The organism is Pseudarthrobacter cellobiosi, assembly GCF_023913815.1.
Classification (GTDB): Bacteria; Actinomycetota; Actinomycetes; order Actinomycetales; family Micrococcaceae; genus Arthrobacter; species Arthrobacter cellobiosi.
Window position 1 is genome coordinate 218,477 of the sequence record NZ_JAMXBK010000024.1, and the last position, 24,914, is coordinate 243,390.

A 24,914-nucleotide genomic window follows, 5' to 3' on the forward strand; every position below is an offset into this window, starting at 1 on the left:
CAGACGATGCATGGGGCTTACTTGTTGGTGGCGGAGCGCTGTGTGCCGGTGAAGGTGAAGTCCACGACGCTGCTCTTGCCCTGGAACGCGTTGCCAGCGGCGGCCGGAAGCGTCGCGGTCACCCGCAGGTTATCGGTGCTGCCGGCGGTGATGGTGGCCAGGTTGGTCAGGGGCAGGTCCGCTCCGATGACCGGCCGGGCGGCCAGGACCGTGGTGGTCGTGCCGGAGCAAGTGTAGGTATAGGCGGGTGCCGTGCCAGCTTCGGTCCACGCAACGGAGCACTTGTCGATGGCCACCTGCAGGCCGTTCAGGACGTCGGTGTCCAGGACGGAGGATGTGGTGGCCGCCGTTGTCAGGGTGACCGCGGCCAGGTCCTGGCTGCCGGAGTTTGTCAGGGCGGCGGTGCGCTGGACGGTGTCACCGGCGACGAGTCCGGTGGAGGCGACGGCGAGACGGTTCGCCGCGGTGCTGGCGGCGCCCAGGGCGATGTTGACCGTTCCGGAACTGACCGACGCCGTCGCTGCCGTGGTGGAGGTAAACGCGCCGTACGTGCCCAGGCCGGCCACGCTCGCTGCGGCGGCGACAAGGGCAGCGGAGGCCAGGAGCTTGCCGGAGGTGGACTTGAGGTTGAGACCCATGGTGTTTTTCCGTTCTTGTGGCCGGCCGTTCTATGGGCCGATCGAGGATTATTCGGACTGTCAAGCCCCCCGGCCTGACAACACCAACGATGCCCGTCAAGTCTCAAGGGAAGCCCCGGCAACCTCCAAAGACTGGGTCAAGACTCCCTCAAGACCAGCCGCCCAACAGCGGTGTCAGGCAAAACCGGCCTACTCCGGGGGCCTGTCGCCCTCCTCCCCGCCGAAATGATCCCGTAAACCGGTCCCCACCGGAACACCAGGCGATCCTTCCCTCCAATGCCCGCTTCTAGCCGCAAAACGTCGGGTTGGCCCCAAAACGGGGAAAGAGAAAGCCCTCCAACCCAACGTTTCCGCAGGTCAGAGGGCCTTCTTTGTGGAGCTAAGGAGATTCGAACTCCTGACCTCTTCGATGCGAACGAAGCGCTCTACCAACTGAGCTATAGCCCCGGAACAGTCCGCGTCCCCGGGAAGGAACCGCGGTACCGGTGACCTTAGGCTACAAATTTTCGTCCCGCATTGCGAATTGACACTCCGCGCCCGCACTGACGACCGGGGCTGGGGCTGCTTGGGCGAACCTGGTGACTTATCAGGCGCGGCGGCGCTGCAGGACGTCGTCGAGGTTGCTCAGCGCGCTCTGCGCCTTGGTGAGGGGCTTGGCGGCAGGCGCGGCGGGCGCGGTTGTGGGAACCCCCTGTTTCAGGGACGGCTTGCCGACGGCTTTGGGCGCCTCGGGAAGATCAAGCGGCTGGGGAGCCGGGCGCTCGGCCTTGGCGGCCTCAACGTAGACCGGCTTCGGCACGTCCACCGGTTCCCAGGTTGTGTCGGCCGGCGCCAGCGACGCGGCGGCGGCGCTGGCATCTCCGGCGGCTACCGCGACGGCCAGTGCGGCTTCCCGGAGCTCCATCGCGGTCAGGGGCTTTGGCTTCTGCTTGGGCTGGTGGGCCTCGGCGTCAAAGAGCCGGCTTTCCGGCCAGGCGGCGGGACGGGCTGCAGTGTCCGTGGCGGCAGATCCCTGGCGTCGCACGGGGGCGCTCATCGCCGAGCGGAACGCGGCGTTCACTTTGGCTTTGCGGTCACGCACAGCCAAAAAGCGCAGCACGAAGACAGCTGCAACGGTGATGCCAAGACCGGCGACCGGCAGCAGCACGCTTCCGATTCCGAACGGCAGAAGAACACCCGAAACAAAGGCGGTCAGCAACGCCAGGACACCAACGAGGGCGATCCCTGTCCTGCCATAGCGGATCCGGAACGCGCCGCGCGTCGTCGCGTTGCCGAACGTTTCCGTGGCGGTTTCGGGGCTCTTCCTGATCTCCATGGCTTTCTCCTGCTGGGCGGCGATGTTCATTACCGTCCCGGCTCTCGGGTCCGATGATTCAATGGCTGGTACTTCCGCCAGGAAGTCGCCAGCGGCCTGGGCCTGGTGCCGGCGGTTCCGCAGAACGTAGGGCGCAACCCATACGATCCAGAGCACAACGGCAACCACAAGGATCACTGAGCTGCTTAGGGGGAAGTCCACAATCAAAACGGTATGAGCATTAGGGCAGCCGCCCCCGCATTAGCCACGGTGTGTCGCCGGCAACGTGGCAATTCATTGGATTTATGACCTTGGAAGTACCCATGGCCGGTTCAGGTCCGGCGGGTCAGGACCGGGACGCGAGCCACGGGGCGAGCAGCCCCTCCGGGACCTCGTCAGCGGTCAGCGCGAAGGACCGGTGGTCCGCCCACTCCCCGTTGATGTGAAGGAAGCGTGGACGGTATCCTTCGTCGCGGAAGCCCAGCTTCTCAACCACGCGCAGGCTGGGGCCATTCTCGGGCCGGATGTTGATCTCCATCCGGTGCAGGCCCATTGCTTGGAAACAATGGTCAGTGGCCATGGCCACCGCCGTGGGCGCGATGCCGTGACCGGCGCGCGCCTGGTCAACCCAGTACCCCAGCGTGGCCATCATGGCCGAACCCCACACAATCGAGGACACAGTCAGCTGGCCAACGATGACCGGGGCGGCCAACCTGGGCGTACGCTCAGTGATCAGGAACGGCAAGGCCGTCCCCTGGGCGGCCTGGATTTTCAAGGAGCGCACCATCTGCCGGTAGTCAGGCAGCGCACCGCCGGGTGCCGGGTTGGATGCTTCCCAGGGCGCTAGCCACTCGCTGTTGCGCCCACGGACCTGGGTCCATTCCTTCTTGTCCCGATATCGAATGGGGCGCAGGATCAGGTCGCCGCATTCGAGTGTTACGGGCCAGATGGGTCCGGGGCGCACGGCAGTTATTTAGCGAGGCCGGCCGTGAAGCCCGGCAGCCATTCCCGCAGGCCTGGGCCGAGGTCGTCGCTGTCAATGGCGAGCTGGACGCAGGCCTTGAGGTAGCTGAGCTTGTCGCCAGTGTCGTAGCGGCGGCCGCGGAAGACCACGCCATAAACTCCGTAGCCGTCACCGTCGCCGGCTGCCAGTTCCTGCAGGGCGTCGGTCAGCTGGATTTCCCCGCCCCGGCCGGGGCCCGTGTGCTCGAGTACGTCAAAAACTGCGGGGTGGAGGACGTAGCGGCCGATGACGGCCAGGTTTGAGGGCGCCTCGTCCACGCTGGGCTTTTCGACGAGCTTATTGATCCTGACGTAGCCTTCACCGTCGATCTCCTGCACGTCGGCACAACCGTAGGCACTGATCTGAGAGGGCTCCACCTCGATGAGGGCCACCACGGATCCGCCGGTCTTGGACTGGACTTCGATCATGGTGCTGAGGAGTTCGTCCCGGGCATCGATCAGGTCATCGCCGAGGAGGACGGCAAACGGTTCGTTGCCGACGTGCTGCTTTGCACGCAATACTGCGTGGCCCAGGCCGTTGGGGTCACCCTGGCGGACGTAGTGGATGTCACCGAGGTTGCTGGCTGCCTGGATGGACTCAAGTTTGGCCAGGTCGCCTTTGGCTTCCAGGGTGTCCTCCAACGAAGGAACCCTGTCGAAGTGGTCCTCCAGGGCACGCTTGTTGCGTCCCGTGATCATCAGGATGTCGTTGAGGCCAACGTTGACAGCCTCTTCAACCACGTACTGGATGGCCGGCTTGTCCACCACCGGGAGCATTTCCTTGGGCATGGCCTTTGTGGCCGGCAGGAACCTGGTGCCGAGGCCGGCAGCGGGAATAACGGCCTTGCGTACTGTCTGCTGAGTGGTAGTCACTGGACTAATCTAACGGAGGGGCCGACCATTCAGTAATTATTGGTGGCTCCTGGGCCAGCGCGGCGCAGACGCTGCAACGGCCACCCTGAACGGCAAAGAAGGAGCGGCATGTCCCAAGGCAGCAGCGAAGCCAAGGCGGACATCCGCGCACGCCATCGTGCGCGCCGCGCCGCGGCGGACCCCAGGCAACGCGACGCGGCAGGCGCCGCCCTGGCCGTCTACGGCGTTGCCTGGGCTGAACAGCTCACCGGGGGGACGCCGTCGACCTTTTGCGCGTACCTGGGCGTGGTACCAGAACCGCCCACGCTGCCCCTGATCAGCGAACTTCACATGCGTGGCCACACCGTCCTGCTCCCTGTCTGCGAGCCCGGCCGCAGGCTGAGCTGGACGTACTGGACCCCCGGCGTCGAGTTTGTCCGCAGCCGCTATGCCCCGGTGCTGGAACCTGCCGGACCGCGCCTTGACCTCGGCATCATGGCGTCCGTTACTGCCCTCTTCATCCCCGCCACGGCCGTGGACAGGGACGGCAACCGTATTGGCCAGGGCGGCGGCTACTACGACGTCCTGCTGGGCTCCCTGGCCGGGGACGGCCTTGAGATCCCTTTTGCGGCGGTCGTCTTCGATTCCGAACTGCTCCCGGCCGGAAGCATTCCGACCGAAGGCTTCGACCGGAGGGTTCCGGCGGCCCTGACACCCTCAGGTTTGATCCGGCTGCCGGACCCGGCCTGAAGGAGGGCTACTTTCCGGGGGTGATAGAATTGGCACTCAGGCCCTGCGACTGCTAATGGACGGTTTTCCGTTCAGCGCGGCACAGGACCTCTCGTTTGCCCCCGAGGAGGATCACCAGTGCCCACTTATGCTTACGCCTGCAAGGATTGCGGCCACGCCTTCGACGTTTTCCAGTCGTTTACCGACAGCACCCTGACTTCATGCCCGGAGTGCCAGGGCGCCTTGCGCAAGAAGTTCAACAGCGTGGGTGTGGTCTTCAAAGGCTCCGGTTTCTACCGGACCGACTCCCGGGATGCCAAGGGAAGCACCGTTTCGGCTGCCGCCCCCGCGGCCGCGCCGGCGCCGGCACCTGCACCTGCCACCGCCGCTGCCGCCAGCTGACCTCCGGCCTAAAAAGACGTAAGACTCCGGCAGCGCGGTTGTCCACATAGGCACCACTGCTTCTGTCCGGTTTGGTTGCCGCTACGTAGCGTGGTTCCCATGCCCGCTACCCTCTTTCGTTCCAGCCGCGGATCCGCCCCGCCGGGACGCCCGGTCCGCCGCCCGCTCCCGTCAGCACGCACCCGGGGCGCGCGCGGCCACAGGCTGTTGTCTTGGCTGGGCCGGAACCGGCGCCTCGCAATAGCGCTCCTGCTCTGCCTTGCTGCCGGGATCACGGTCCATCAGCTCACTCCCCCGCCCGCCGACACGGTCTCGGTGTTGGCGGCGGCGCGTGATCTCCCCGCAGGCACGGCCTTGACAGCCACGGACCTGACGGCAACGAAGATCCCGCCGGGGATGCTCACTGCCGGGTCCATGTCCGACACCAGTGACGCCGCGGGAAAGCAACTGGCAGCCCCGATGCGGAAGGGCCAACTGATGACGGACTCCCTGCTGCTGGGTCCCGGCCTCCTGACCGGAACGCCTCCGGGCTCCGCAGCCGTGCCCTTGAGGATGGCCGATCCTTCCTCCATCCAGCTGGTATCGCCCGGGCAACTGGTCAACGTGGTGCTGACCGGGGCGAACGGCTACGACCAGCAATCCCCCTCAGAGGTGCTGGCTTCATCCGTTCCCGTCCTGTGGACGTCAGGACAAGGCGGCAAGACGGGTCAGTGGTTGGGCACCGGCGAGACCGACGGGCTGATCGTCGTAGCAGCAGCCCCGGAGCAGGCTGCTAGGCTGGCGGGGGCCTCCACACAGGGCAAGCTGTTTTTTGTCCTGGTGGGACCCGAGGGCGGGGCCGGGTGACGCCGTTGCAGCCTGAAGGTCAGCCCCAGTGCGGCGGCTTGTTTTCCTTCAGCCATGCGTCGTGATCGTTGTCGGGGCCATCGCCCCAGCGCTTCGGGTCATCCTCCGCAGCCTTGTTGGGCAGGATGCCCGCAGTCCCTGGCAGCTGGCGGTCCGGCACACCGGCCCTCCCGTTTCCTGCGTCATCTGCCTGGTCGTTACCGTGTGTGTCGGCCTGATCGGCGTTCCGTGGGGTCACAACAACCGCCTCCTCACTGGCCAGGCGTCCGGCCTGGTCTTCATTCCTGTCGTTTCCTACGTTCCCCAGCGCGAGCGGGTCCATGTCCTCGTCAAAGAATCCGCCCGAGGCCGTGCCCCGTCCAGGCGGCAGAACATTCTCAAGGCCCAAGTAACCCGCGATCCGGTCCGCGCAGGCGGACGGGTCCGTGAAGACTTCGATGGTCCACAGCGGCATGTACCGCCAGCCCATCCGTTCCAGCAGCTGCGGACGGAGCCGGCTCCGCTCACGGACACTCATGGTGCGGTACTGCTCCGTGCCATCCGATTCGATGGCCACCGGCCGCGGAATCTCGGCGTCGTCCTGACCCATGGTGCTGAGCGGGTCTGCTGCGGCCACTACGTCAATCACGCCGTCGTACTGGTGCCAGACGCGGGCGCCGCGGGCACGCAGCCGATCACCAAGATCGGCGACGAGGGGATCGGCTCCAAGCGCCTGCTCACTAGCGGCGGCACGCGAGGCCGGGGTGCCGAGGTCGGTTTTTCCCGCAATTTCGCGGTTGAGGAGCTCATAGAAGTCCACCGCGCCGTAGGACAGCCGCGTGTGATCGAGGTCTTCGGGCTGGAAACACGTCAGGACGTGGAGCGAACGCCGGGCACGTGTCATGGCCAAAGCGAATTTTTCCCGCCCGCCCTCAGCGGACAGGGGTCCGAAGTTGTGCAGCGCCCGGCCGTGCGGAGTGCGGCCGAACCCGGGTGAGAAGATCACGTGGTCACGGACCAGGCCCTGCGCCCGCTCAAGGTCAACCACCCGGAACGACTCGGACCCTGCGCTGAAGAAGCTGGCCAGCCCCGGGTGGTTCGGGAGCTGAAGACGAATGGACTCACCGATCCGGGCAGCATGGCGCAGGCTGGCGGTGACCACTGCCAGCGATGTGCGCGGCCGCGTCCGGGCGTGCTCAAAGACCAGCTGCACCACGCGGTTAACCTCGGCCACCACGGATTCGACGCCTTCGTGGTCGGCGCTGGGCAGCCCGGTGCCGTCGGGCAGGTACTCCACCAGGAGCGCCCTGTCCAGCCCCGTGGCCGACTGTCCCTCCGGGAGCCTGCGGAGGGCGCCATCGTAAGAGTTCTTGCTCAGCTGCAGGACCAGGTCCTCGTCAACCGCGCGGTAGACAAAATTCAACCGCCAGACAGGCAGGATCGCGGACAGCGCCGAATACGAGCTTTCGACGCGCTGGTGGGTGGCTTCACCGGCCGCCAGCCGCTCGACACCCACAGTGAAAGTCCGGGGGCTGGCAATCTTGGCATCACCGAAAGCTATGACCTGCCGGGCGCGGGCGATGGCGGGCAGGACGGCCTGCAGCGACGTCGCTTCGGCGTCCAGGATGACCACTGCGTCGAAGCGCTGTTCGGCCGGCAGGAGCCCGGTCATGAGGTAGGGGCTGACCGACCAGACCGGCACCAACATGGGGACCAGCTCGGCGGCCTGGGCCGTCAACGCAGCGAGTGTGACCCGGCCGTCCTTGAGCAGGCTCCTGAGGAGCTGGGCCTGGCGCGGGTGTTCCGCAAGCGCGGCCCGCCACCGTTCGGACAGGTCCCAGCGCAGGCGCGCCGCGCCGCTGGCAATATGGGCGTTGTCCGCGAGCCGGTATTCGGCCTCCAGCTGCCGGAGTGCGTCCCCGTCAGACATGGCCAGGTAATCGTCGCCGCTGATCATGGCTTCCAGCGCGGACTGCCACCAGGCCAGCTCAAGCTCGGCTGCGACGGACTCTGCGGGAACCTCCCGCTCCGCAAGATCGGCCAGGAGCTCCCCCAGGCCGTGCTCGCGCATGTTTTCGACGAGCAACGTGCGCTCGGGCAGCGTTTTCAGCGTGTGGGTGTCGGCCACGAGCCGCTTCAGCCGCTCCATGAGTTCCTCATAGCGGGCCGTTGCCAGCGAGCCGCCGGCCTGCGTGTGCCGGAGCGCTTCCCCCAACTGGGTCAGCTCCCCGTCCAGCGACCGGTACATCACGTTCATTTCGGCAAGGCCCGAGGGGACGGCCGGGTGGCGCTGCGAGGTGGCGTACCCGGCCCAGAGGGCGCGCTGGTCCTGCACCAGCACCAGCGAACTGTGGAGATCGGTGATGTGGACGCCCGGGCGGACGTACTCCTTGGCGACGCGGCGCAGGCGGGAACGCTGCATGGAGGCCATGTCGACGTTGCGTTCCCGGCGCCAGGCGGAGGACGCCGTGGCGGAGATGAGATCGTTGACCGGCCTGTCGAAGATGTCCGGTGTGAACTTATCGAGGCTTTCGCGGACAGCCATGAGGAGTTCGAGCTGCTCCCCCCACTCCGAGAAAGACGTGCCAAGCCGGATTTCGGCATGTTCGGCCACGCTGTTCATCCGGTCGCGCAGGACAGGCAGGTTCTTCGCCACCGACCGGGCGAGTTCCTGGGCCTCCTCGGTCTCCTTGCGGGTGAGCAACCGGGCGCCGTGCCACGGGCTGGTGGTGGAGGCGCGGCTGAAGCTGCCAAGCTCGGCAGCACGGCGAAGCCTGCCGGCGAGCTCGTTGCGGTCACGGATGCTGTCCAGCACACTGCGCTTGAGCCGCACGGTGGTAGCGGGGGCGGGGTGGATGGAGGTCAGCTCGGCCAGTGACTGCATGGCCTGATACGGCGAGCAGCCCCAGCGCTGGCGCACGTTATGCAGGGACGCCACGTGGTCCATCAGCGCATGCCGGTGCTCGGTGAGGGTCCGGTGGAGGTTCCCCAGCTGCGGTTCGAGTGATTTTTCGTTCCGTACGATGGCCCGCACCAGCTGGGCCTTGAGCTGCTGTGGTGTGGCTGTGCCGGAGAGCTGGAACAGGATGGATTCAAGGCCAAGCGATTCCAGTTGCGCCGATACTTCGTTCAGGCTGGCCCGGCGGTCACCCACCACCAGGACTGACCGCCCAGCGTCCACCAAGGCACCGATGGTGTTGATGGCCGTCTGCGTCTGCCCCGTGCCCGGCGGGCTGCTGACCACCAGCGACTCTCCTGCACGGGCGGCATCAATGACGTACTGCTGATCCGGATCGGCGTCGAGGAGGAGGAGTTCGTCGTCCGGGTGGCGCGCGTCCACACTCGGGAAACGGGAGGGGTCCGGCGCGGGTACCTCTATGACTTCACCGCCGGCCGCCTTGGCCAGGGCGGCCACCAGCGGGTTGCCCTCATTGATCCAGGGATCTTCCAGGTTGCCGGAGAGGTCAGCAAAAGTGGAGACCAGCAGATTGTGCTGTGCTTCGGCGCCGTGGATGGGCCGGATGAGAGTTGCGAGCTTGTCCAGGACAGGCTGGGGATCGAAGCGTGCGGTGCTGTACGCGAGGCGTGTCACGGCGTTGACGTCAAAAACAATGCCATGGATGGTCTTAAGGTGCCGGACCAGGGCCGGGTTGATATTGGCCTGCTCGGTGAGCTGCAGTTCGTAGTCGTCCTCACCCGGGCGGACCGTGAGCGAGATTGCCGTGAGCATCACCGGCGCGGAAACCCGCTGGGGTTTGCCGCCAACAGCGGAGGTCCACACAACGGTGCCTGCGGAAAGGTAACCGGCATCTATGCCACGGTCATTTCCGAGTTCGAAGATTTTCGAGCGGATGTTCCGCGATGCCCGGGCCGCGACGACGTACTGCTGGTGGTCGCGGATGAGTGTGGACAACCGTGTGCGGCGGCCGGCCATGAGCTGGGCAAGACCGGACGGGTGCGCATGGGTCAGGTCAATGGAACCTTCGGGGGTCTTGGTGAAACGCAGCATGGTGTCTGCCCCGGTGACGGGTTTAAGCCCGGACAGCCATTTCCCTAGCTCCTCAGAACCCTCCGGGTGGCCTTGACCAACTGACACTACTGCCTTCTTTTCTGCGTTTGCACGTGACGCCTTGGACCATACCGGCATACTTTCGAGCGTAGCCGCAAAGGAGCCGGGATGAGAGACCGCAACACTGGATCAGGCCAAATTGCGGCGGATTTCAACCGATGATAGCAATGGCCGGCCTCCGCTGACGGAGACCGGCCACTCACACTGCTATTCCCACTCGATGGTTCCCGGCGGCTTGCTGGTCACGTCCAGCACCACCCGGTTGACGCCTTCCACCTCGTTGGTGATCCGGTTCGAAATCCGGGCCAGGAGATCGTACGGCAGGCGGGACCAGTCCGCCGTCATGGCGTCCTCGGACGAAACGGGACGGAGCACAATCGGGTGGCCGTAGGTGCGGCCGTCACCCATAACACCCACACTGCGGACGTCGGCCAGCAGGACCACAGGCATCTGCCACACCTCATTGTCCAGCCCGGCTGCGGTCAGTTCCGCACGAGCAATGGCGTCCGCCTTGCGGAGCAGGTCCAGGCGCTCCTGGGTGATATCGCCGACGATGCGGATTCCCAGGCCGGGGCCGGGGAACGGCTGGCGGCCGACGATTTCCTGCGGCAGGCCCAGCTGGGCGCCCACGGCGCGGACCTCGTCCTTGAACAGTGCCCGCAAGGGTTCCACCAGTTCGAACTGCAGGTCCTCGGGAAGGCCGCCGACATTGTGGTGGCTCTTGATGTTCGCAGCACCTTCGCCGCCGCCGGATTCGACGACGTCCGGGTACAGCGTGCCCTGGACCAGGAACTTGATCTTCTCGCCATGAGCCGCGGCCTCGGCGATGATGGCCAGCTCAGCCTCTTCGAACGCGCGGATGAACTCGCGGCCGATGATCTTGCGCTTGGTTTCCGGATCGCTGACGCCGGCCAGGGCCGACAGGAAGCGCTCCTGCTCGTTGGCTACATATAGCTTGACGCCCGTGGCAGCCACGAAGTCGCGTTCCACCTGCTCGGCTTCGCCTTCGCGCAGCAGGCCGTGGTCAACGAACACACAGGTCAGCTGGTCGCCGACGGCCCGCTGGACGAGCGCCGCTGCAACTGCAGAGTCAACGCCGCCGGAGAGCCCGCAGATAACGCGGGCGTCGCCGATCTGCTTACGGATCCGGTCCACCTGCTCCTCGAGGATGTTCCCCGTGGTCCAGTTGGGCTCCAGCTTTGCGCCCTTGAACAGGAAGTTTTCCAGCACCTGCTGGCCATAGGCCGAGTGCTTGACCTCGGGGTGCCACTGCACGCCGTAGAGGGCCTTCTCTTCGTTGGCGAAGGCAGCCACTTCAGCGCCGGCCGTCGTCGCCAGCACTTCGAAGCCTTCGGGCGCCTCGTGCACGGAGTCGCCGTGGCTCATCCAAGTGTTCTGGTGCTGCGGCATCCCCTCGAGGACAGAGCGGCCCTCGCCGAGGATGGTGGTCTGGGTGGAGCCGTACTCGCGCAGGCCGGTCTTGTCGACCTTCCCGCCCAGGGCGTTGGCCATGGCCTGGAAGCCGTAGCAGATGCCGAAGACCGGGATTCCGGCCTCAAAGAGGTCGGCGCCGACGGCGGGCGCCCCGTCCGCGTAAACACTGGAGGGGCCACCTGAAAGGATGATGGCGGCGGGGTCCTTGGCCAGGAGCTGCTCGGTGGTGAAGGTATGCGGAACCACTTCCGAATACACATTCGCTTCCCGGACGCGGCGGGCAATCAGCTGCGCGTACTGGGCACCGTAGTCAACAACCAGCACCGGCTTCTGGGAAGTCTGGGATGCAGTGGGAGTAGTCACCGTACTAGCCTACTTTGCGCGGTTGCCCCGCCGCACATTCAGGACCGTGGGTGTGACGCAGTGAACGTCCGACGGCGGGACTCCCCCACCGCTGCAGCGTTCAGTACCGCTGTGCGGCCTGCGGGTTCGCGGCCAGTTCGGCTTCCACCTCGGCGTGCAACTTCTTCTCCACCACGAAGGACAGGAACGGCACCACGCCGCCCAGGGCCAGGAGGATGAGCTTCATGAACGGCCACCGCATCAGCGTCCAGAGGCGGAAGTTGGAGATCAGGTACACCACGTACATCCAGCCGTGGACGATCAGCACGGCGACGGAGATGTTCGCGCCGCCCACCACGCCCTTGGGCTCGGCGTCGGCGAAACCCAAGCCGAACGGCTGGCCCGTGACGGCGCTGGTGCCACCGGCAAACAGGTACTGGCCAAAGGCGTAACGTGCGATGAGTTCGGCGCAAAGCAGCAGCAGCATGGCGCCTGTGAGGTACGCCAGCACCTTGTAGAACTTCAGGGCCGAACGGATCTGCCGCTCGGTACCGCCGAAGCGGCGCTTCTTGCCCTTGCCCTTGCCCTTGCCCTGCGCAGGATCCTGCTGGACGGCCGGTTTCGGTTCGATCATGGCTTTACCTTTTGTTGGAGCTGTTCAGAAGTTGCTGGGGTGGGGAGTGCATCATGGTGAGGATCGTCGTCGAGTTCCTCTTCGAGGTCCCGCCGGTAGTCGTCCTTGACCAGGCGCCACCAGATAAACAGGGCGAACCCGGCGAACACCACCCATTCGAGCGAGTAGAAGAGATTAAGCCAGTTGACCTGCTGCGCGGGCGGCTGGGGGCCGATTTCCAGGGGTTTCAAAGCACCGTCAACCGCTGCGGCGGATAAGTCGGACCCGGCCGCCAGTTCGGAAGCTGCGGCCACGAATCCCGGGTACATGCTGACGTCCCAGTAGTTGATGAGTTCGGCAACAGACACGGCGGAGGCCCGTCCGGGTTCCGGTGCGATGGAAGGCATCGGCGATTCTGACGGCAGCAGCCGTCCGGTCAGATTCACCATGCCCGACGGCGGTGCGCCGGCGTCGTCGGGATCCGCCACCCAGCCGCGGGCTACTGGAATCCAGGTCTCGGGTGAAGCAGCGACGCCGGTGACCACGGGCGCTCCGGTCACGGCGAAGGCGGAAACCACCCAGTAGCCGTTCTCGCCATTCTTCAGGCGGCCTGGCACCAGGACCTGCTTGGCGAGATCGTAGGTTCCGTCAGCGGAGACCATCTGGTCTGACACTGAACCGGGAAAGTAGGCTCCGGGCTCGAGCGTTTCCGTCAGGACCCTGACCTCTTCGGTGGCGGGATTCACCGCTACCTCGGGCTGCGTGGACCGACCGAACTGCCACTGGCTGAGCAGGACAAACACCCCGGAGACTACGATCGCGAAGACCAGGCCTGCGATCCACCGGGGCTTAAGGGCTGTTTTCCACACGTGTTAACCGTACTTCGTTCCTCTGTAGAACAACTAAACGACCAGGTACGTCCCGGCCTTGGAGTGGGGCAGCAGGGTCCCTACGTGGCGACGGAGTCGACACGAAAGGGCCTGCCCCACTCAATGGTCGAAGAACACCAGGCTGGAGTTGATGAGCTCGGCGATGACTTCGGCATCGTAGGCCCGCCGCAGCGATTCCCGGAAGGACTCCTTGGACAGGGAGCGGGCCAGGGTGGCCAGGACTTCCAGGTGATCGGAAAACGAGCTTGCAGGGGTGGCGATCAGCAGGATGACGGTGGCCGGACCGTCGGCGGCACCGAAGTCCAGCGAGTGGCCGTACTTGGTGATTCCCACGGCGATGGAGGTCCGCGAGACGAATTCGCTGCGGGCGTGCGGGAGACCGATCCCGCCGGGCAGGCCGGTGGCGAGCTGGTGTTCGCGGGCATTGACGTGTTCCAGAAACCGCGGCAGGTCCGTGACCCGCCCGGAGGCGAAGAGGCGTTCTGCGAGTTGCGCCGCGGCGTCCGACTTGTCCGTTGCCTCCAACTCCAGAATCACCAATTCGGAGGTGGTGAGATCGGCATCGTACCGGTCAAGTGGTTCCGCCAAGGCGTGTCCCTTCAGTCAGGAGAATTGCTGGTGTGCGGTGTCGCCTCAGCGCAAAGGGACGATGTCCTCCACGCCCAGCCGTGCGGCGTCGGCGGATTCGTCATCAGGCTGCTGCTGGCTCAGCCGTTCAGCTTCAACGCGTGCAATGTAGTGCTTTATTTCGCTTTCGCGCTGTACATCGCTCCAGCCAAGGACTTCGCCCATAAGTTTAGCGACAACCGGCACCGCCGACACGCCACGGTCCCAGGCTTCGATGGAGATGCGCGTCCGCCGGGTCAGGACGTCATGGACATGTCGGGCGCCCTCATGGCTTGCGGCGTAGACGGCTTCGGCCTGCAGGTAGTCGTCAGCACCGGGCAACGGCTCAGCCAATTCAGGATTCCGGGCGATGATGTCCAGCACCTCCGGAGTCATGGACCCGTAACGGTTGAGCAGGTGCTCTACCCGGGCCACGTGCACGCCGGACTCTTCAGCGGTGCGACTCCGGCGGTTCCAGGCCGCCTTGAAGCCGCTGGCGCCCAGCAGCGGAATAGTTTCGGTGCAGCTCGCAGGGACCCGCTCATCCATGGTGCGGGTGGCCTCGTCCACGGCGTCCTTGGCCATAACTCGGTAGGTGGTCCATTTGCCGCCTGCCACCACCACCAGGCCCGGTACCGGGTGGGCCACGATGTGTTCACGGGACAGTTTCGCCGTGGAATCGTTCTCCCCTGCCAGGAGCGGGCGCAGTCCGGCGTAGACGCCTTCAACGTCCTCCCTGGTCAGCGGGCGTTTCAGGACCCGGTTGACGTGCTCGAGGATGTAGTCGATGTCCTTGCTGGAGGCCGCCGGGTGGGCCTTGTCGAGGTTCCAGTCGGTGTCTGTGGTGCCGATGATCCAGTGCCGGCCCCACGGAATGACGAACAGCACGGACTTTTCCGTGCGCAGGATCAGCCCAACCGTGGACTGGAACCGGTCGCGGGGCACTACGAGGTGGATGCCCTTGGACGCCCGGACCTTCAGCTGCCCGCGGTCAGTGACCATGGCCTGGGTTTCATCGGTCCACACGCCGGTGGCGTTGATGACCTGTTTGGCTTTGATGTTGAATTGCGAACCGTCTTCGTGGTTGACCACTTTGGCCCCCACCACGCGTTCGCCTTCACGCAGGAAATCCACCACCGCCATCTGGTTCATCGCATGGGCGCCGTAGTGCACCGCCGTGCGGACGAGGTTTGCCACGTACTTGGCGTCATCCACCTGGCCGTCGTAGTAGCGGATGGAGCCCACAAAGGCGTCTTTTTTCAGGCTGGGGGCGGCCCTGAGGGTGCCCCGCCTGGTGAGGTGTTTGTGGAACGGCACGCCACGGCTGTGCCCGCCGGTAATGGACATGGCGTCGTACAGGGCGATCCCGGCGCCCACATAGGGCCGTTCGAAGAACGGTTTGGTCAGCGGATACAGGAACGGCACAGGCCGGGCCAGGTGCGGGGCCAGGACCGAAAGAATCAGGCCACGTTCGTGCAGCGCTTCCTTAACCAGCCCGAAATCCAGCATCTCCAGGTAGCGGAGGCCGCCGTGAATCAGCTTGGATGACCGAGACGACGTGCCGGCTGCCCAGTCGCTCGCCTCCACGATCCCCACACTCAGGCCGCGGGTCACGGCGTCCAGCGCCGCACCGGCACCGACGATGCCTCCGCCGACAATCAGGATGTCCAGCTCGTTGCCCGGCACGGACGTGGCCCGGAGCCTGGCGATCGATGCTTCCCTGGCCGCAGGCCCCAGGACCCCGCCTTCGTTTGGAACAGTGTTCACGGAACGCCTCCCTTGCCGCTGCTGCCGGTAGTAGATCCACACTACTTCTTTGCCGCACTGTTGGGCAGGGCGGGTTCAGCGAGGTAGGCGCTTCCGCTGACGTCACCGGCGCCGGCCGCTCGTCAGAGGCTGTCAGTTACCTGTGTACGGAGAAACCACGACGTCGACGCGCTGGAATTCCTTCAGGTCCGAATAGCCGGTGGTCGCCATCGAACGGCGGAGTGCGCCGATCAGGTTGGAAGTGCCGTTGGTGTGGTGGCCGGGTCCGAAAAGAACCTCTTCGAGCGGTCCGACGGTGCCGACGTTGGCGCGGTCACCGCGGGGAAGCTCCAGGTGGTGGGCCTCCTGGCCCCAGTGCCAGCCCTTGCCGGGTGCTTCTTCGGCCCGGGCGAGGGCGCTGCCCAGCATCACGGCGTCGGCGCCCATGGCAATTGCCTTGACGATGTCACCCGAGGTGCCCATGCCGCCGTCGGCAATTACATGGACGTACCGTCCGCCGGATTCATCCATGTAGTCACGGCGGGCGGCCGCGACGTCGGAGATGGCGGAGGCCATGGGCGAGTGGATGCCCAGGGCGCGCCGCGTGGTGGCGGTGGCACCGCCGCCGAAGCCGACCAGGACGCCGGCGGCTCCGGTGCGCATCAGGTGCAGGGCGGGCGTGTAGCCGGCCGCGCCGCCCACAATCACGGGGACGTCCAGTTCGTAGATGAACTGCTTGAGGTTCAGGGGTTCGTGGTCTTTCGAGACGTGCTCGGCTGACACAGTGGTCCCGCGGATCACAAAGATGTCGACGCCGGCAGCCACCACGGTCTTGTAGTGTTCCTGGGTGCGCTGCGGGGTCAGCGAGCCGGCCACCGTCACGCCGGCGGCGCGGATCTCCGCCAGGCGGGACGTGATCAGTTCCGGCTGGATGGGAGCGCGGTACAGCTCCTGCATACGGCCGGTCACCGCGGGGCTGTTGACCTCATCCTGGAGGGCACCGATCTCGTCAAGGATGGGCTGCGGGTCCTCGTAGCGGGTCCAGAGGCCCTCAAGGTCCAGCACGCCGAGCCCGCCCAGCCGGCCCAAGGCGATGGCCGTCTCCGGGGACATGGCCGAATCCATCGGAGCGGCAATCACGGGCATGTCGAACTTGTAGGCATCGATTTGCCAGGAAACGGATACGTCCTTGGGGTCGCGGGTACGACGGTTGGGGATAATCGCAATGTCATCCAGGGAGTAGGCACGACGCCCACGCTTGCCACGGCCAATCTCGATCTCGTAAGTCACGTGACCACTTTACTTGACCACACGGGATGCGGTGGGGCGCCTCCTCTTGGGTTCATCCTGAAACTGATAGTCCACACTTTATTGACATGTTTTGTCAACCATTTACAAGTTTTGAAAATACCTTTATGTTTACTCTCGGTTACCACCTGATCCACCACGTGACCACCCATCATTCCCCTTCATACGGGCCACACCTGTGCCCGTTCCGAGAAAGAAGCCCCTATGGGACGTTCATCAATCAGGCGCCACCGCATCCTGGCCCTGTCGCTCGCCGCAGCAGTCGGCACCCTGGCCTTCGCCAGTTCGCCGGTCTTCGCCACCCCCGGTGACGGCACTGCAGCCGGGCCGGCCGCTGTCCAAGGCACTGCGGTGCACGACGTGGCCGCCGGAGAGGCCTACACGAAGTTCATCGTCGAATTCAAGGAGACCACGGCGAACGCCACCCCAAACGGCCGCGCCAATGCCTGGGGCAAGGCAGCCAAGTCACAGGGCGTGAAGGTGCAGGAACTCCGCACCCTGGCCACCGGCGGAACGCTGATCGAGGCGGACAGGGCCCTTTCCGGGCAGGCTGCCGAAGACTTCATGGCCGAGATTGCGGCGTCCGGATCGGTCGACTACGTGGAACCTGACGCCCGCATGACGGTGGCTCTCACGCCCAACGACCCACGCTATGGCGAGCAGTGGGATTTCACTGGCACCAACGGCATGCGGGTCCCAGGGGCTTGGGACGTTGCCACCGGCACAGGTGTGACGGTGGCCGTGATCGACACCGGAATCACGGCCCATCCGGATCTCGACGCGAATGTGCTGCCGGGCTACGACTTCGTCTCCGACGCCACGGCAGCGCGTGACGGCAACGGACGGGACGCGAATGCGCAGGACCAGGGCGACTGGTACGCCGCCGGCGAGTGCGGCCAGTCGACAGCCGGCAACAGCTCTTGGCACGGCACGCACGTCGCCGGCACCGTTGCAGCCGTGACCGGCAATGCCACCGGCGTGGCGGGCGTCGCACCAAACGCCAAAGTGGTGCCGGTACGCGTCCTGGCCAAATGCGGCGGGTCACTGTCCGACATTGCCGATGCGATTATCTGGTCAGCCGGCGGCACCGTCTCGGGCATCCCGGCCAACGCCAATCCCGCCACGGTCATCAACATGAGCCTGGGCGGGTCCGGTGCCTGCGGCAGCACGTACCAGGCAGCCATCAACTCCGCAGTTTCGCGGGGAGCCACCGTGGTGGTGGCGGCCGGCAACAGCAACCAGGATGCTTCCGGATTCCGCCCGGCCAACTGCAACAGCGTTGTGAGCGTGGCCGCCAGCAACCCGAGCGGCAGCCTCTCCTACTACTCCAACTACGGCTCCACGGTTGACCTGACCGCACCCGGCGGCGACGTCCGTGTAGCAGGCGGCGGAATCCTCTCCACTATCAACACCGGTACCTCCACACCGGGCTCCGCCGGCTACGCCAGCTACCAGGGAACGTCCATGGCAGCTCCGCACGTGGCCGGGCTGGCCGCACTCATGAAGTCCAAATCGTCCACGCTTACCCCGGCCCAGGTGGAGTCCACGCTCAAGCAGGGAACCCGGGCAATGCCGGGCGGCTGCACCACGGGCTGCGGCACAGGGCTTTCGGACGCCACCAAGACCATGGGCCTGCTGGGCGGGGTCACTCCCCCGCCGTCCGGCAACCTGCTGCTGAACCCGGGCTTCGAATCGGGCGCAGCCTCCTGGACCTCTGACCACGCCGACACGTTCGAGACCGGAACGAATGCCAGGACCGGTTCCGGCTTCGCCGGCCTCAACGGCTGGGGCCAGGCAACGTCCTACATCCTCGACCAGGCGTTTGCAGTCCCGTCCACGGTGGCCACCGCGTCACTGTCCTTCTACCTGAAGGTGCAGTCGGACGAGACCACATCCAGCGCGGCCTATGACACCCTGAGGGTTCAGGCGGTCAGCAACGGTGTGACCACCACGCTGGCCACTTACTCCAATCTCAACGAGTCCGCCGGCTATCTGCAGAAGCAGCTGGACCTCTCCGCCTACAAGGGCAAGAGCGTGACCCTGCGCTTCCTGGGTGTTGAGGACTCGTCGCTGGGGACGTACTTCTACCTCGACGACACAGCGGTGACCACCTCTTAGCCTCGGGGCCACACGAATCCGGGACCGCCGGCCACGCCTTGCAGCGCGGCCGGCGGTTCCTGCGTGGAGTGCGTGACCCTAGGCCCTGCCGTCGTCAGACGCCCTCGGCCTCCTCCACCGTCAGCTGGGATTCGAACATCCTGAAGTAGCGGCCCCGCAGCGCCACCAGTTCCTTGTGGGTGCCCTGTTCCACAATCCGCCCGTCCTCGAGCATGTAGACAATGTCGGCCTTCTCAATGGTGGCAAGCCGGTGGCTGATGGCAATGATGGTGCTGCTGCGGTCCGCGAAAAGCCGGGTGAAGATCCGGTGCTCGGCCAGTGCGTCGATAGCGGACGTCGGCTCGTCCATGACCATGAAGGTGGCGTTGCGGTAGAAATTCCGGGCCATCGCGAGCCGCTGCCACTGGCCGCCGGAGAGCCCGCTCCCCTTCCGGCCGCGCGGATCCTCCATCCAGTTGCTGACGTAGTTGTCCAGGCCGTTGGGCAGCTTGTTGATGAACTCCAACGCTTCGGCGTCGCTGGCTGCCTGGCGGATCCGTTCGTCGTCACGGGGCGGGTCCACGTCGCCAAAGCGGATGTTGTCGGCAGCCGTGGCGAATTCGTACTTGAGGAATTCCTGGCTCAGGACGGCCAGGTGGCGGTGCCAGGACTTAACGTCGACGGCGGCGAGGTCGACGCCGTCCAGCATTACCTGCCCGGAATCCGGGCGGTAGAGGCCGGCGAGGATCCGGATCAGCGTGGACTTCCCCGCCCCGTTCTCACCTACGACGGCGATGTGCTGGCCTTCGCGGATGGTAATACTGATGCCGCGGATCACCTCGGTGTCGCTGCCCGTGTAGGTGAAGCGGATGTCCCGCAGCTCCACGGTTTTGGGTGCCTGGAGCAGCGGCGGCGAATGCTCCGAATGCACCGGCATTGCCATGAACAGCTCGTAGTCCTTGAGGTTGGCGAGATCCTCGTCGATCGAGCTGAGGGAGGACACCAGGCTGTTGGCTGTGGAAAGTGCACGGCTGACGATCTGCTGGACATAGAGGAACTGGCCAACGGGCTGGGCACGGGCGATGATCTGGCCCACCACCCAGATCAGGGAGATCACCTCGGCGCCATACTGCAGGGCGTCGGCGGCGAGCTGCTTGGGGATGTAGCGCTTCTGGAAGTCCAGGCGGCGCCGCTCATCAGCATCGCGCAGCCGGGAACGGAGGTCCATCAGGTAGCCCACGATCCCATAGAGCCGCATTTCGGCGATGTGCTGAGGGCGGAGCAGGTTGGTTTCGATCATCCGCCGTTGCCGGCGGGAGTCCACCTGGGTGTTCCAGTGGGAGATCTGTTCGCGCGAGAGTTTGAACTGCAGGTAGACGCTGGGCACGATCGCCACTAGGACAATCAAGGCGATCCACCAGCTGACCAGAAGCAGGGCTCCCACGGCCAGGATCACGGAGACCAACTGGGTGAAGATGGCCGCGATCCGGTCCAGCACACGGGCATAGGAATCAGAAAACCGTTTGGCCCGGTCGTAGAGGTCCACGGTTTGCTTATCGTCGTAGCGCCAGAACTCCAGCGCCAGGAAGCGCTCGTACATCTGGTCGCCCACGATTGCGCCCACCTTGAAGCTCATGAGCTGCTGGATGTAGCGGTCCACGCTGCTGAAGCCGCCCCAGAATAGCCCAAGGGCAGCCGTGATGATGACGTACACAATGGCCTGTTGGCCTGCTGCGGAATCTCCGGCGTAGGCAGCCGCCAGCGCAGTGGTGGTCAGCGCTGCGAAGTACGTGGTCACCAAAGGCAGCGTCGCCGAAATGAGCGAACCGACTACTTTCATAACGACGGCGGCGGGCGAGGCCCGGAAGCTGACCCGCAGCACCTGCGCCACGGCCCGGGCGTAGGGCCTCAGTGCCAACCGCCGCTGAGGGTCCTTTTTTGGGTTCAGTTCGGCGGGATGGCGTGGTTGGGACATGGATTCAGCCTAGTTCCACCGGTGGGCCCACGGCGCCCGGGTTCCCTGGCCGCAGCGAAGCAAGGTCAGGGAGGCGCCGGGTGGGCCCACGCCGGCAGGGTTCCCTGGCCGTGGAGCCGCTGCGGCGAGGGCCCCAGCCCGAGCTTGCGAGGGCAGGGAGCCGCTGCGGACTTGCGAGGCGAGGGTGCCGGTGGGGATTAGCGCGAACCGTAGTTCGGGGCCTCCACGGTCATCTGGATGTCGTGCGGGTGCGATTCCTTGAGGCCGGCCGGCGTGATGCGGACGAACTTGCCGCGGGCCTTGAGCTCCGGGATGGCGGGGGCGCCGGTGTAGAACATGGTCTGGCGGAGGCCGCCGACCAGTTGGTAAGCCACTGAGGCGAGCGGACCGCGGTAGGCGACGCGGCCTTCGATGCCCTCGGGGATGAGCTTGTCGTCGCCGGAGACGTCTGCCTGGAAGTAGCGGTCCTTGGAGTAGGACGTGTTCTTGCCGCGGGACTGCATGGCGCCCAGCGAGCCCATGCCGCGGTAGCTCTTGAACTGCTTGCCGTTCACGAAGATCAGCTCGCCCGGGGACTCATCGCAACCTGCGAGGAGGGAACCCAGCATCACGGTGTCGGCGCCGGCAACCAGCGCCTTGCCGATGTCGCCCGAGTACTGCAGGCCGCCGTCGGCGATCAACGGTACGCCGGCCGGGATGGCTGCCTTGGCGGACTCGTAAATGGCGGTGATCTGCGGGACACCCACGCCGGCCACCACGCGGGTGGTGCAGATGGAGCCGGGGCCCACGCCCACCTTGATGCCGTCGGCGCCGGCGTCGATCAGTGCCTGGGCGCCTTCGCGGGTGGCAGCCTGGCCGCCGATGATGTCCACGTGCGCTGCTACGGGATCGGACTTCAGGCGGCGGATCATGTCCAGCACGCCCTGGGAATGGCCGTTGGCCGTGTCAACGAACAGTGCGTCAACGCCGGCGTCGACCAGTGCCATGGCGCGTTCCCAGCCGTCACCGAAGAAGCCGATGGCGGCACCGACGCGGAGCCGGCCCTCATCGTCCTTGGTGGCCAGCGGGTACTGCTCGGCCTTGGTGAAGTCCTTGGTGGTGATGAGGCCCTTGAGCCGGCCCTGCTCGTCAACGAGCGGAAGCTTTTCGATCTTGTTTGTGGCCAGCTTGTGGGAGGCTTCCTCACGGCTGATGCCAACATGCCCGGTGATCAGCGGCATCTTGGTCATCACGTCGCTGACCAGCCGCAGCGGGAAGTCGGCTTCGGGCACAAAGCGGGTGTCGCGGTTGGTGACAATACCGAGGAGCCGCATGCCCTCGTCCACAACGGGGAGGCCGGAGACCCGGTACTGCGAGCAGATCTCGTCCAGTTCCGCCAGCGTTGCCTCAGGGCCAATGGTCAGCGGGTTGGTGATCATCCCGGACTCGCTGCGCTTTACGCGGTCCACCTGGTCGGCCTGGTCCTGGATGGACAGGTTGCGGTGGATGACGCCCAGGCCGCCCTGGCGTGCCATGGCAATCGCCATCCGGGATTCGGTGACCGTGTCCATGGCGGCGGACAGCAGCGGCGTGTGAACGGTGATCCGCTTGGAAATCCGCGAAGACGTGTCAGCCTCGGACGGGATAACGTCCGTGTGGCCCGGAAGGAGCAGGACGTCGTCGTAGGTCAGGCCGATGAAGCCGAAAGGATTGTGCTCGGGCTGGGTCATGAGTGCGCCTCTTACCTTGGTTATGGGTTCACGGGTAGGGGTTGCAGCTAATGACCAGCCCGTCATTACGGGACTGGTCCGTGCAGGGCCTTAGTACATGCGGGTGCCTCATGCGCGGTCACCGCGCAGAAAGCTTTGAGTAAATATTAGAACCTCGACGCGGATCCCCCTATTCCGGGAGTCCATTGTGAGCAACGGCACGGATGCCCACCCGATCCCTGACCTCGCAAGTCCGCACCGGCTCCACAGCCAGGGAACCCTGCGGGCGTGGGCCCTACTGCCGAGGAGTCAGTTCCAGCCCGTCACCGCCAGCATCCGCTCCTCAAACATGGGAATCATGCTTTCCACGTAGGTCCGGCTGAGGTGGTTGTCGTCCTTGTACACGTAAACGTTGCCCACCACGGCCGGGCAGATACCGCCGGCGCAGATGAAGTCGCTCAGGTCCATCAGGTGCAGCCCCTCCACCTTCCCGCGGTAGCTCTCCAACGGTGACGGCTCCACCAGGGATTCGTTCAGCGGCGGGTTGCACGCCGGGGCGTCCGCACTGTGGCGCTGGACGCACTCGGGCATGTTGATGGTGAAACGTGGGTTGTCCCGGATGCCGACGATCTCGATGCCGGCATCCGCGATGGGCTGGATGCCTTCGAGGTACGCCGGCACCTCGGTCTCGAACGGGGCTTCCTCATGGGTCAGGGTGGCTACGGTGAAGACGGCATCCGGCCGGTGTTCCAGCACGTACGCTGCGCTGGCCCGGTTGTAGGCGTTGCACTCGGCGTTCCGGGTCTCGGATTCGGCCCCGAACCGGCAGGCCGGCATCAGCAGGGTGACCAGCTCCCAGCCGCGGGCTTCCGCGATGGGTGCCAAGGCGGCCAGATACTGCTGGGCATGGGAATCGCCCAGCACAACGATCCGTTTGGTGGGTTCGCCTCCGGGGAGGGCCTGCCGACAACCTTCAAGGACAGGGTCCTCGGTGGCATTCGCTCCCGTACAGGCCTGGTGGATTCCGGCCCAGTCGTTGTCCAGGGCGGTGGGACCAGGAATGATCCTGCCCTGCGGTGCCGGTGCTCCGACGTTACCCGGGGTCAGCAGGGCGGCTCCCGGCGTCAGCTCGCGGGGCTGGGCGGCGGTGGCAGCTTCCTCCGCGGTGAGGCTCGTCTGCAAAACCGCCACGGGTCCGGCCAGCAGGGCGCAGCAGGCAACCACGACGACGGCGGTGCGCCAGGTGCGCACCTGCGGCCAGCGCCATTCCCGCAGGGGTTTTTCCACAAAGCGGGTAGTGAGGACGGCCAGGACCACCGAGGCGGCGATGATCGCGGCGCCCTGGATGAGGTTGGGTGCCTCAACGCCGGTAGCGGCCAGCGCAAGCACCAGGACGGGCCAGTGCCACAAATAGAGGGCGTAGGAGTTGTCCCCCAGGGAAACCAGCGGCTTCCAGCTCAGGAGGCGGTCCACACCAAACCGGCTCCCGCTCTGCCCGGCCACAATGATCGCCGCGGCAGCCAGCGTGGGCCACAGTGCCACGAATCCGGGGAACGCCCTGTCCACGGTCAGCAGCAGACCACAGGAGACCATGGCCGCCAGGCCGGCCCAGCCGAGCACCACACGCAGGTACTTCCCGGGCTTCAGGTGCGGCAGGCCAAGTGCCAGCAGTGAGCCCAGCGCGAATTCCCAGAGCCGCGTCCGGGTGTCGAAGTAGGCGTACGACTGATTGGTGGCCGTCTGGTCAATCGAAAACGCGAGCGAGGCAACCAGGATGCCGGCGAACGCGACTGCCACCACGGCCCGGTAGCTGGCGTTGAACCGGTGCCGGAGGAGCCGCCACACAACAGCGGAAGCGGCGAAGACGAGAGGCCACAGGATAAAGACCTGTCCTTGGATGGACAATGACCAGAAGTGCTGCAGGGGGCTCGCCGCGGCGTGGTCCTGGGCGTAGTAGTCCACGGCGGTGTCCGCCAGCAGCCAGTTCTGCCGGTACAGCAGCGCCGCCCAGGCCTGGTCCAGGATGACGGGCCAGCGGCCTTGCGGGAGGACCAACCACGTGCCTGCCAGGACCCCGAGGATCACCACGACGGCGGCCGGCAGCAGCCGCTTGAAGAGGTGCAGCCAGTGCCGGAGGAGATTGAGGGACGCGCCGGCCTCCACCTTCCGGACGAAGGACAGCGTCAGCAGGAAGGCCGAGATCAGGAGGAAGATATCCACCCCGCCCGACACCCGGCCAAGCCACACATGGTAGGTCACCACCATCAGGACGGCGAGCGCGCGTAGGCCTTGGACTTCGGGACGGAAGGTCGGTTTCCGGGCAGGCTTCCGCTCGCCGGTCTTTGCGTCCAGCGCAGTGCGCGGAGCAGCCTCGGCTGGTGCACTGGACACAGAGGACCTCTCC

At 65.7% G+C, this 24,914-nt stretch carries 18 protein-coding genes and 1 tRNA gene; 4 read left to right on the forward strand and 15 right to left on the reverse strand.

The window, feature by feature from the left end:
• Positions 1-17: 17 nt before the first annotated feature.
• From NG701_RS11445 to galU, 5 genes are all read right to left on the reverse strand, one after another.
• Positions 18-638, reverse strand: a complete 621-nt coding sequence (locus NG701_RS11445) for a TasA family protein (RefSeq protein WP_252567511.1) — start codon at positions 636-638, stop codon at positions 18-20.
• Between the two features lie 374 nt (positions 639-1,012).
• Positions 1,013-1,085: transfer RNA gene (locus NG701_RS11450), tRNA-Ala, on the reverse strand.
• A gap of 139 nt (positions 1,086-1,224) precedes the next feature.
• Positions 1,225-2,130, reverse strand: a complete 906-nt coding sequence (locus NG701_RS11455; protein WP_252567667.1) for a hypothetical protein — start codon at positions 2,128-2,130, stop codon at positions 1,225-1,227.
• Between the two features lie 148 nt (positions 2,131-2,278).
• The gene (locus tag NG701_RS11460; protein WP_252567513.1) at positions 2,279-2,896 is read right to left on the reverse strand and encodes a GNAT family N-acetyltransferase; all 618 of its coding nucleotides are present in this window, start codon (positions 2,894-2,896) and stop codon (positions 2,279-2,281) included.
• Positions 2,897-2,901: 5 nt separating this feature from the next.
• The gene (galU, locus tag NG701_RS11465; RefSeq protein WP_252567515.1) at positions 2,902-3,807 is read right to left on the reverse strand and encodes a UTP--glucose-1-phosphate uridylyltransferase GalU; all 906 of its coding nucleotides are present in this window, start codon (positions 3,805-3,807) and stop codon (positions 2,902-2,904) included.
• Between the two features lie 108 nt (positions 3,808-3,915).
• Between galU and NG701_RS11470 the strand changes: the two genes are divergently transcribed.
• The 3 genes from NG701_RS11470 to cpaB all read left to right on the forward strand — a co-directional run bounded on the left by NG701_RS11470 (position 3,916) and on the right by cpaB (position 5,763).
• Positions 3,916-4,536 carry a 5-formyltetrahydrofolate cyclo-ligase gene (locus NG701_RS11470; RefSeq protein ID WP_252567517.1) on the forward strand — a complete coding sequence of 207 codons (621 nt, stop codon included), beginning with the start codon at positions 3,916-3,918 and terminating at the stop codon, positions 4,534-4,536.
• 117 nt (positions 4,537-4,653) lie between these two features.
• Entirely contained in the window at positions 4,654-4,917 is a 264-nt protein-coding gene (locus NG701_RS11475; protein ID WP_252567519.1) for an FmdB family zinc ribbon protein, read from the forward strand.
• A gap of 99 nt (positions 4,918-5,016) precedes the next feature.
• Positions 5,017-5,763, forward strand: coding sequence for a Flp pilus assembly protein CpaB (gene cpaB / locus NG701_RS11480; protein ID WP_252567520.1), 747 nt, complete (start codon positions 5,017-5,019; stop codon positions 5,761-5,763).
• A gap of 19 nt (positions 5,764-5,782) precedes the next feature.
• Here cpaB and NG701_RS11485 read toward each other — a convergent pair whose 3' ends face one another.
• From NG701_RS11485 to NG701_RS11515, 7 genes are all read right to left on the reverse strand, one after another.
• Positions 5,783-9,889: an AAA family ATPase gene (locus NG701_RS11485; protein ID WP_252567522.1), complete on the reverse strand. Its 4,107-nt coding sequence runs from the start codon at positions 9,887-9,889 to the stop codon at positions 5,783-5,785.
• Between the two features lie 129 nt (positions 9,890-10,018).
• Entirely contained in the window at positions 10,019-11,608 is a 1,590-nt protein-coding gene (gene guaA / locus NG701_RS11490; RefSeq protein WP_056344133.1) for a glutamine-hydrolyzing GMP synthase, read from the reverse strand.
• Positions 11,609-11,708: 100 nt separating this feature from the next.
• Entirely contained in the window at positions 11,709-12,221 is a 513-nt protein-coding gene (locus NG701_RS11495; RefSeq protein WP_252567524.1) for a DUF3817 domain-containing protein, read from the reverse strand.
• Positions 12,218-13,069 (reverse strand): SURF1 family protein, encoded by an 852-nt coding sequence (locus NG701_RS11500; protein ID WP_252567526.1) that lies wholly within the window; start codon positions 13,067-13,069, stop codon positions 12,218-12,220. Before NG701_RS11500 ends, NG701_RS11495 begins: the two co-directional genes overlap by 4 nt.
• A 120-nt stretch (positions 13,070-13,189) precedes the next feature.
• Positions 13,190-13,678, reverse strand: a complete 489-nt coding sequence (locus NG701_RS11505; RefSeq protein ID WP_058931803.1) for a PTS sugar transporter subunit IIA — start codon at positions 13,676-13,678, stop codon at positions 13,190-13,192.
• A gap of 45 nt (positions 13,679-13,723) precedes the next feature.
• Positions 13,724-15,463 carry a glycerol-3-phosphate dehydrogenase/oxidase gene (locus NG701_RS11510; RefSeq protein ID WP_252567528.1) on the reverse strand — a complete coding sequence of 580 codons (1,740 nt, stop codon included), beginning with the start codon at positions 15,461-15,463 and terminating at the stop codon, positions 13,724-13,726.
• Positions 15,464-15,595: 132 nt separating this feature from the next.
• Complete coding sequence (locus NG701_RS11515) at positions 15,596-16,732, reverse strand: GuaB3 family IMP dehydrogenase-related protein (RefSeq protein ID WP_111908417.1); 1,137 nt, start codon at positions 16,730-16,732, stop codon at positions 15,596-15,598.
• A gap of 222 nt (positions 16,733-16,954) precedes the next feature.
• Between NG701_RS11515 and NG701_RS11520 the strand changes: the two genes are divergently transcribed.
• Positions 16,955-18,868, forward strand: a complete 1,914-nt coding sequence (locus tag NG701_RS11520) for a S8 family peptidase (protein WP_252567530.1) — start codon at positions 16,955-16,957, stop codon at positions 18,866-18,868.
• A 94-nt stretch (positions 18,869-18,962) separates the two neighbouring features.
• Here NG701_RS11520 and NG701_RS11525 read toward each other — a convergent pair whose 3' ends face one another.
• The 3 genes from NG701_RS11525 to NG701_RS11535 form a co-directional block, all read right to left on the reverse strand.
• Positions 18,963-20,822 (reverse strand): ABC transporter ATP-binding protein, encoded by a 1,860-nt coding sequence (locus NG701_RS11525; protein WP_252567532.1) that lies wholly within the window; start codon positions 20,820-20,822, stop codon positions 18,963-18,965.
• 197 nt (positions 20,823-21,019) lie between these two features.
• Complete coding sequence (guaB, locus tag NG701_RS11530; RefSeq protein ID WP_252567534.1) at positions 21,020-22,531, reverse strand: IMP dehydrogenase; 1,512 nt, start codon at positions 22,529-22,531, stop codon at positions 21,020-21,022.
• Positions 22,532-22,819: 288 nt separating this feature from the next.
• Positions 22,820-24,862, reverse strand: a complete 2,043-nt coding sequence (locus NG701_RS11535) for an acyltransferase family protein (RefSeq protein ID WP_252567669.1) — start codon at positions 24,860-24,862, stop codon at positions 22,820-22,822.
• Positions 24,863-24,914: the final 52 nt, after the last annotated feature.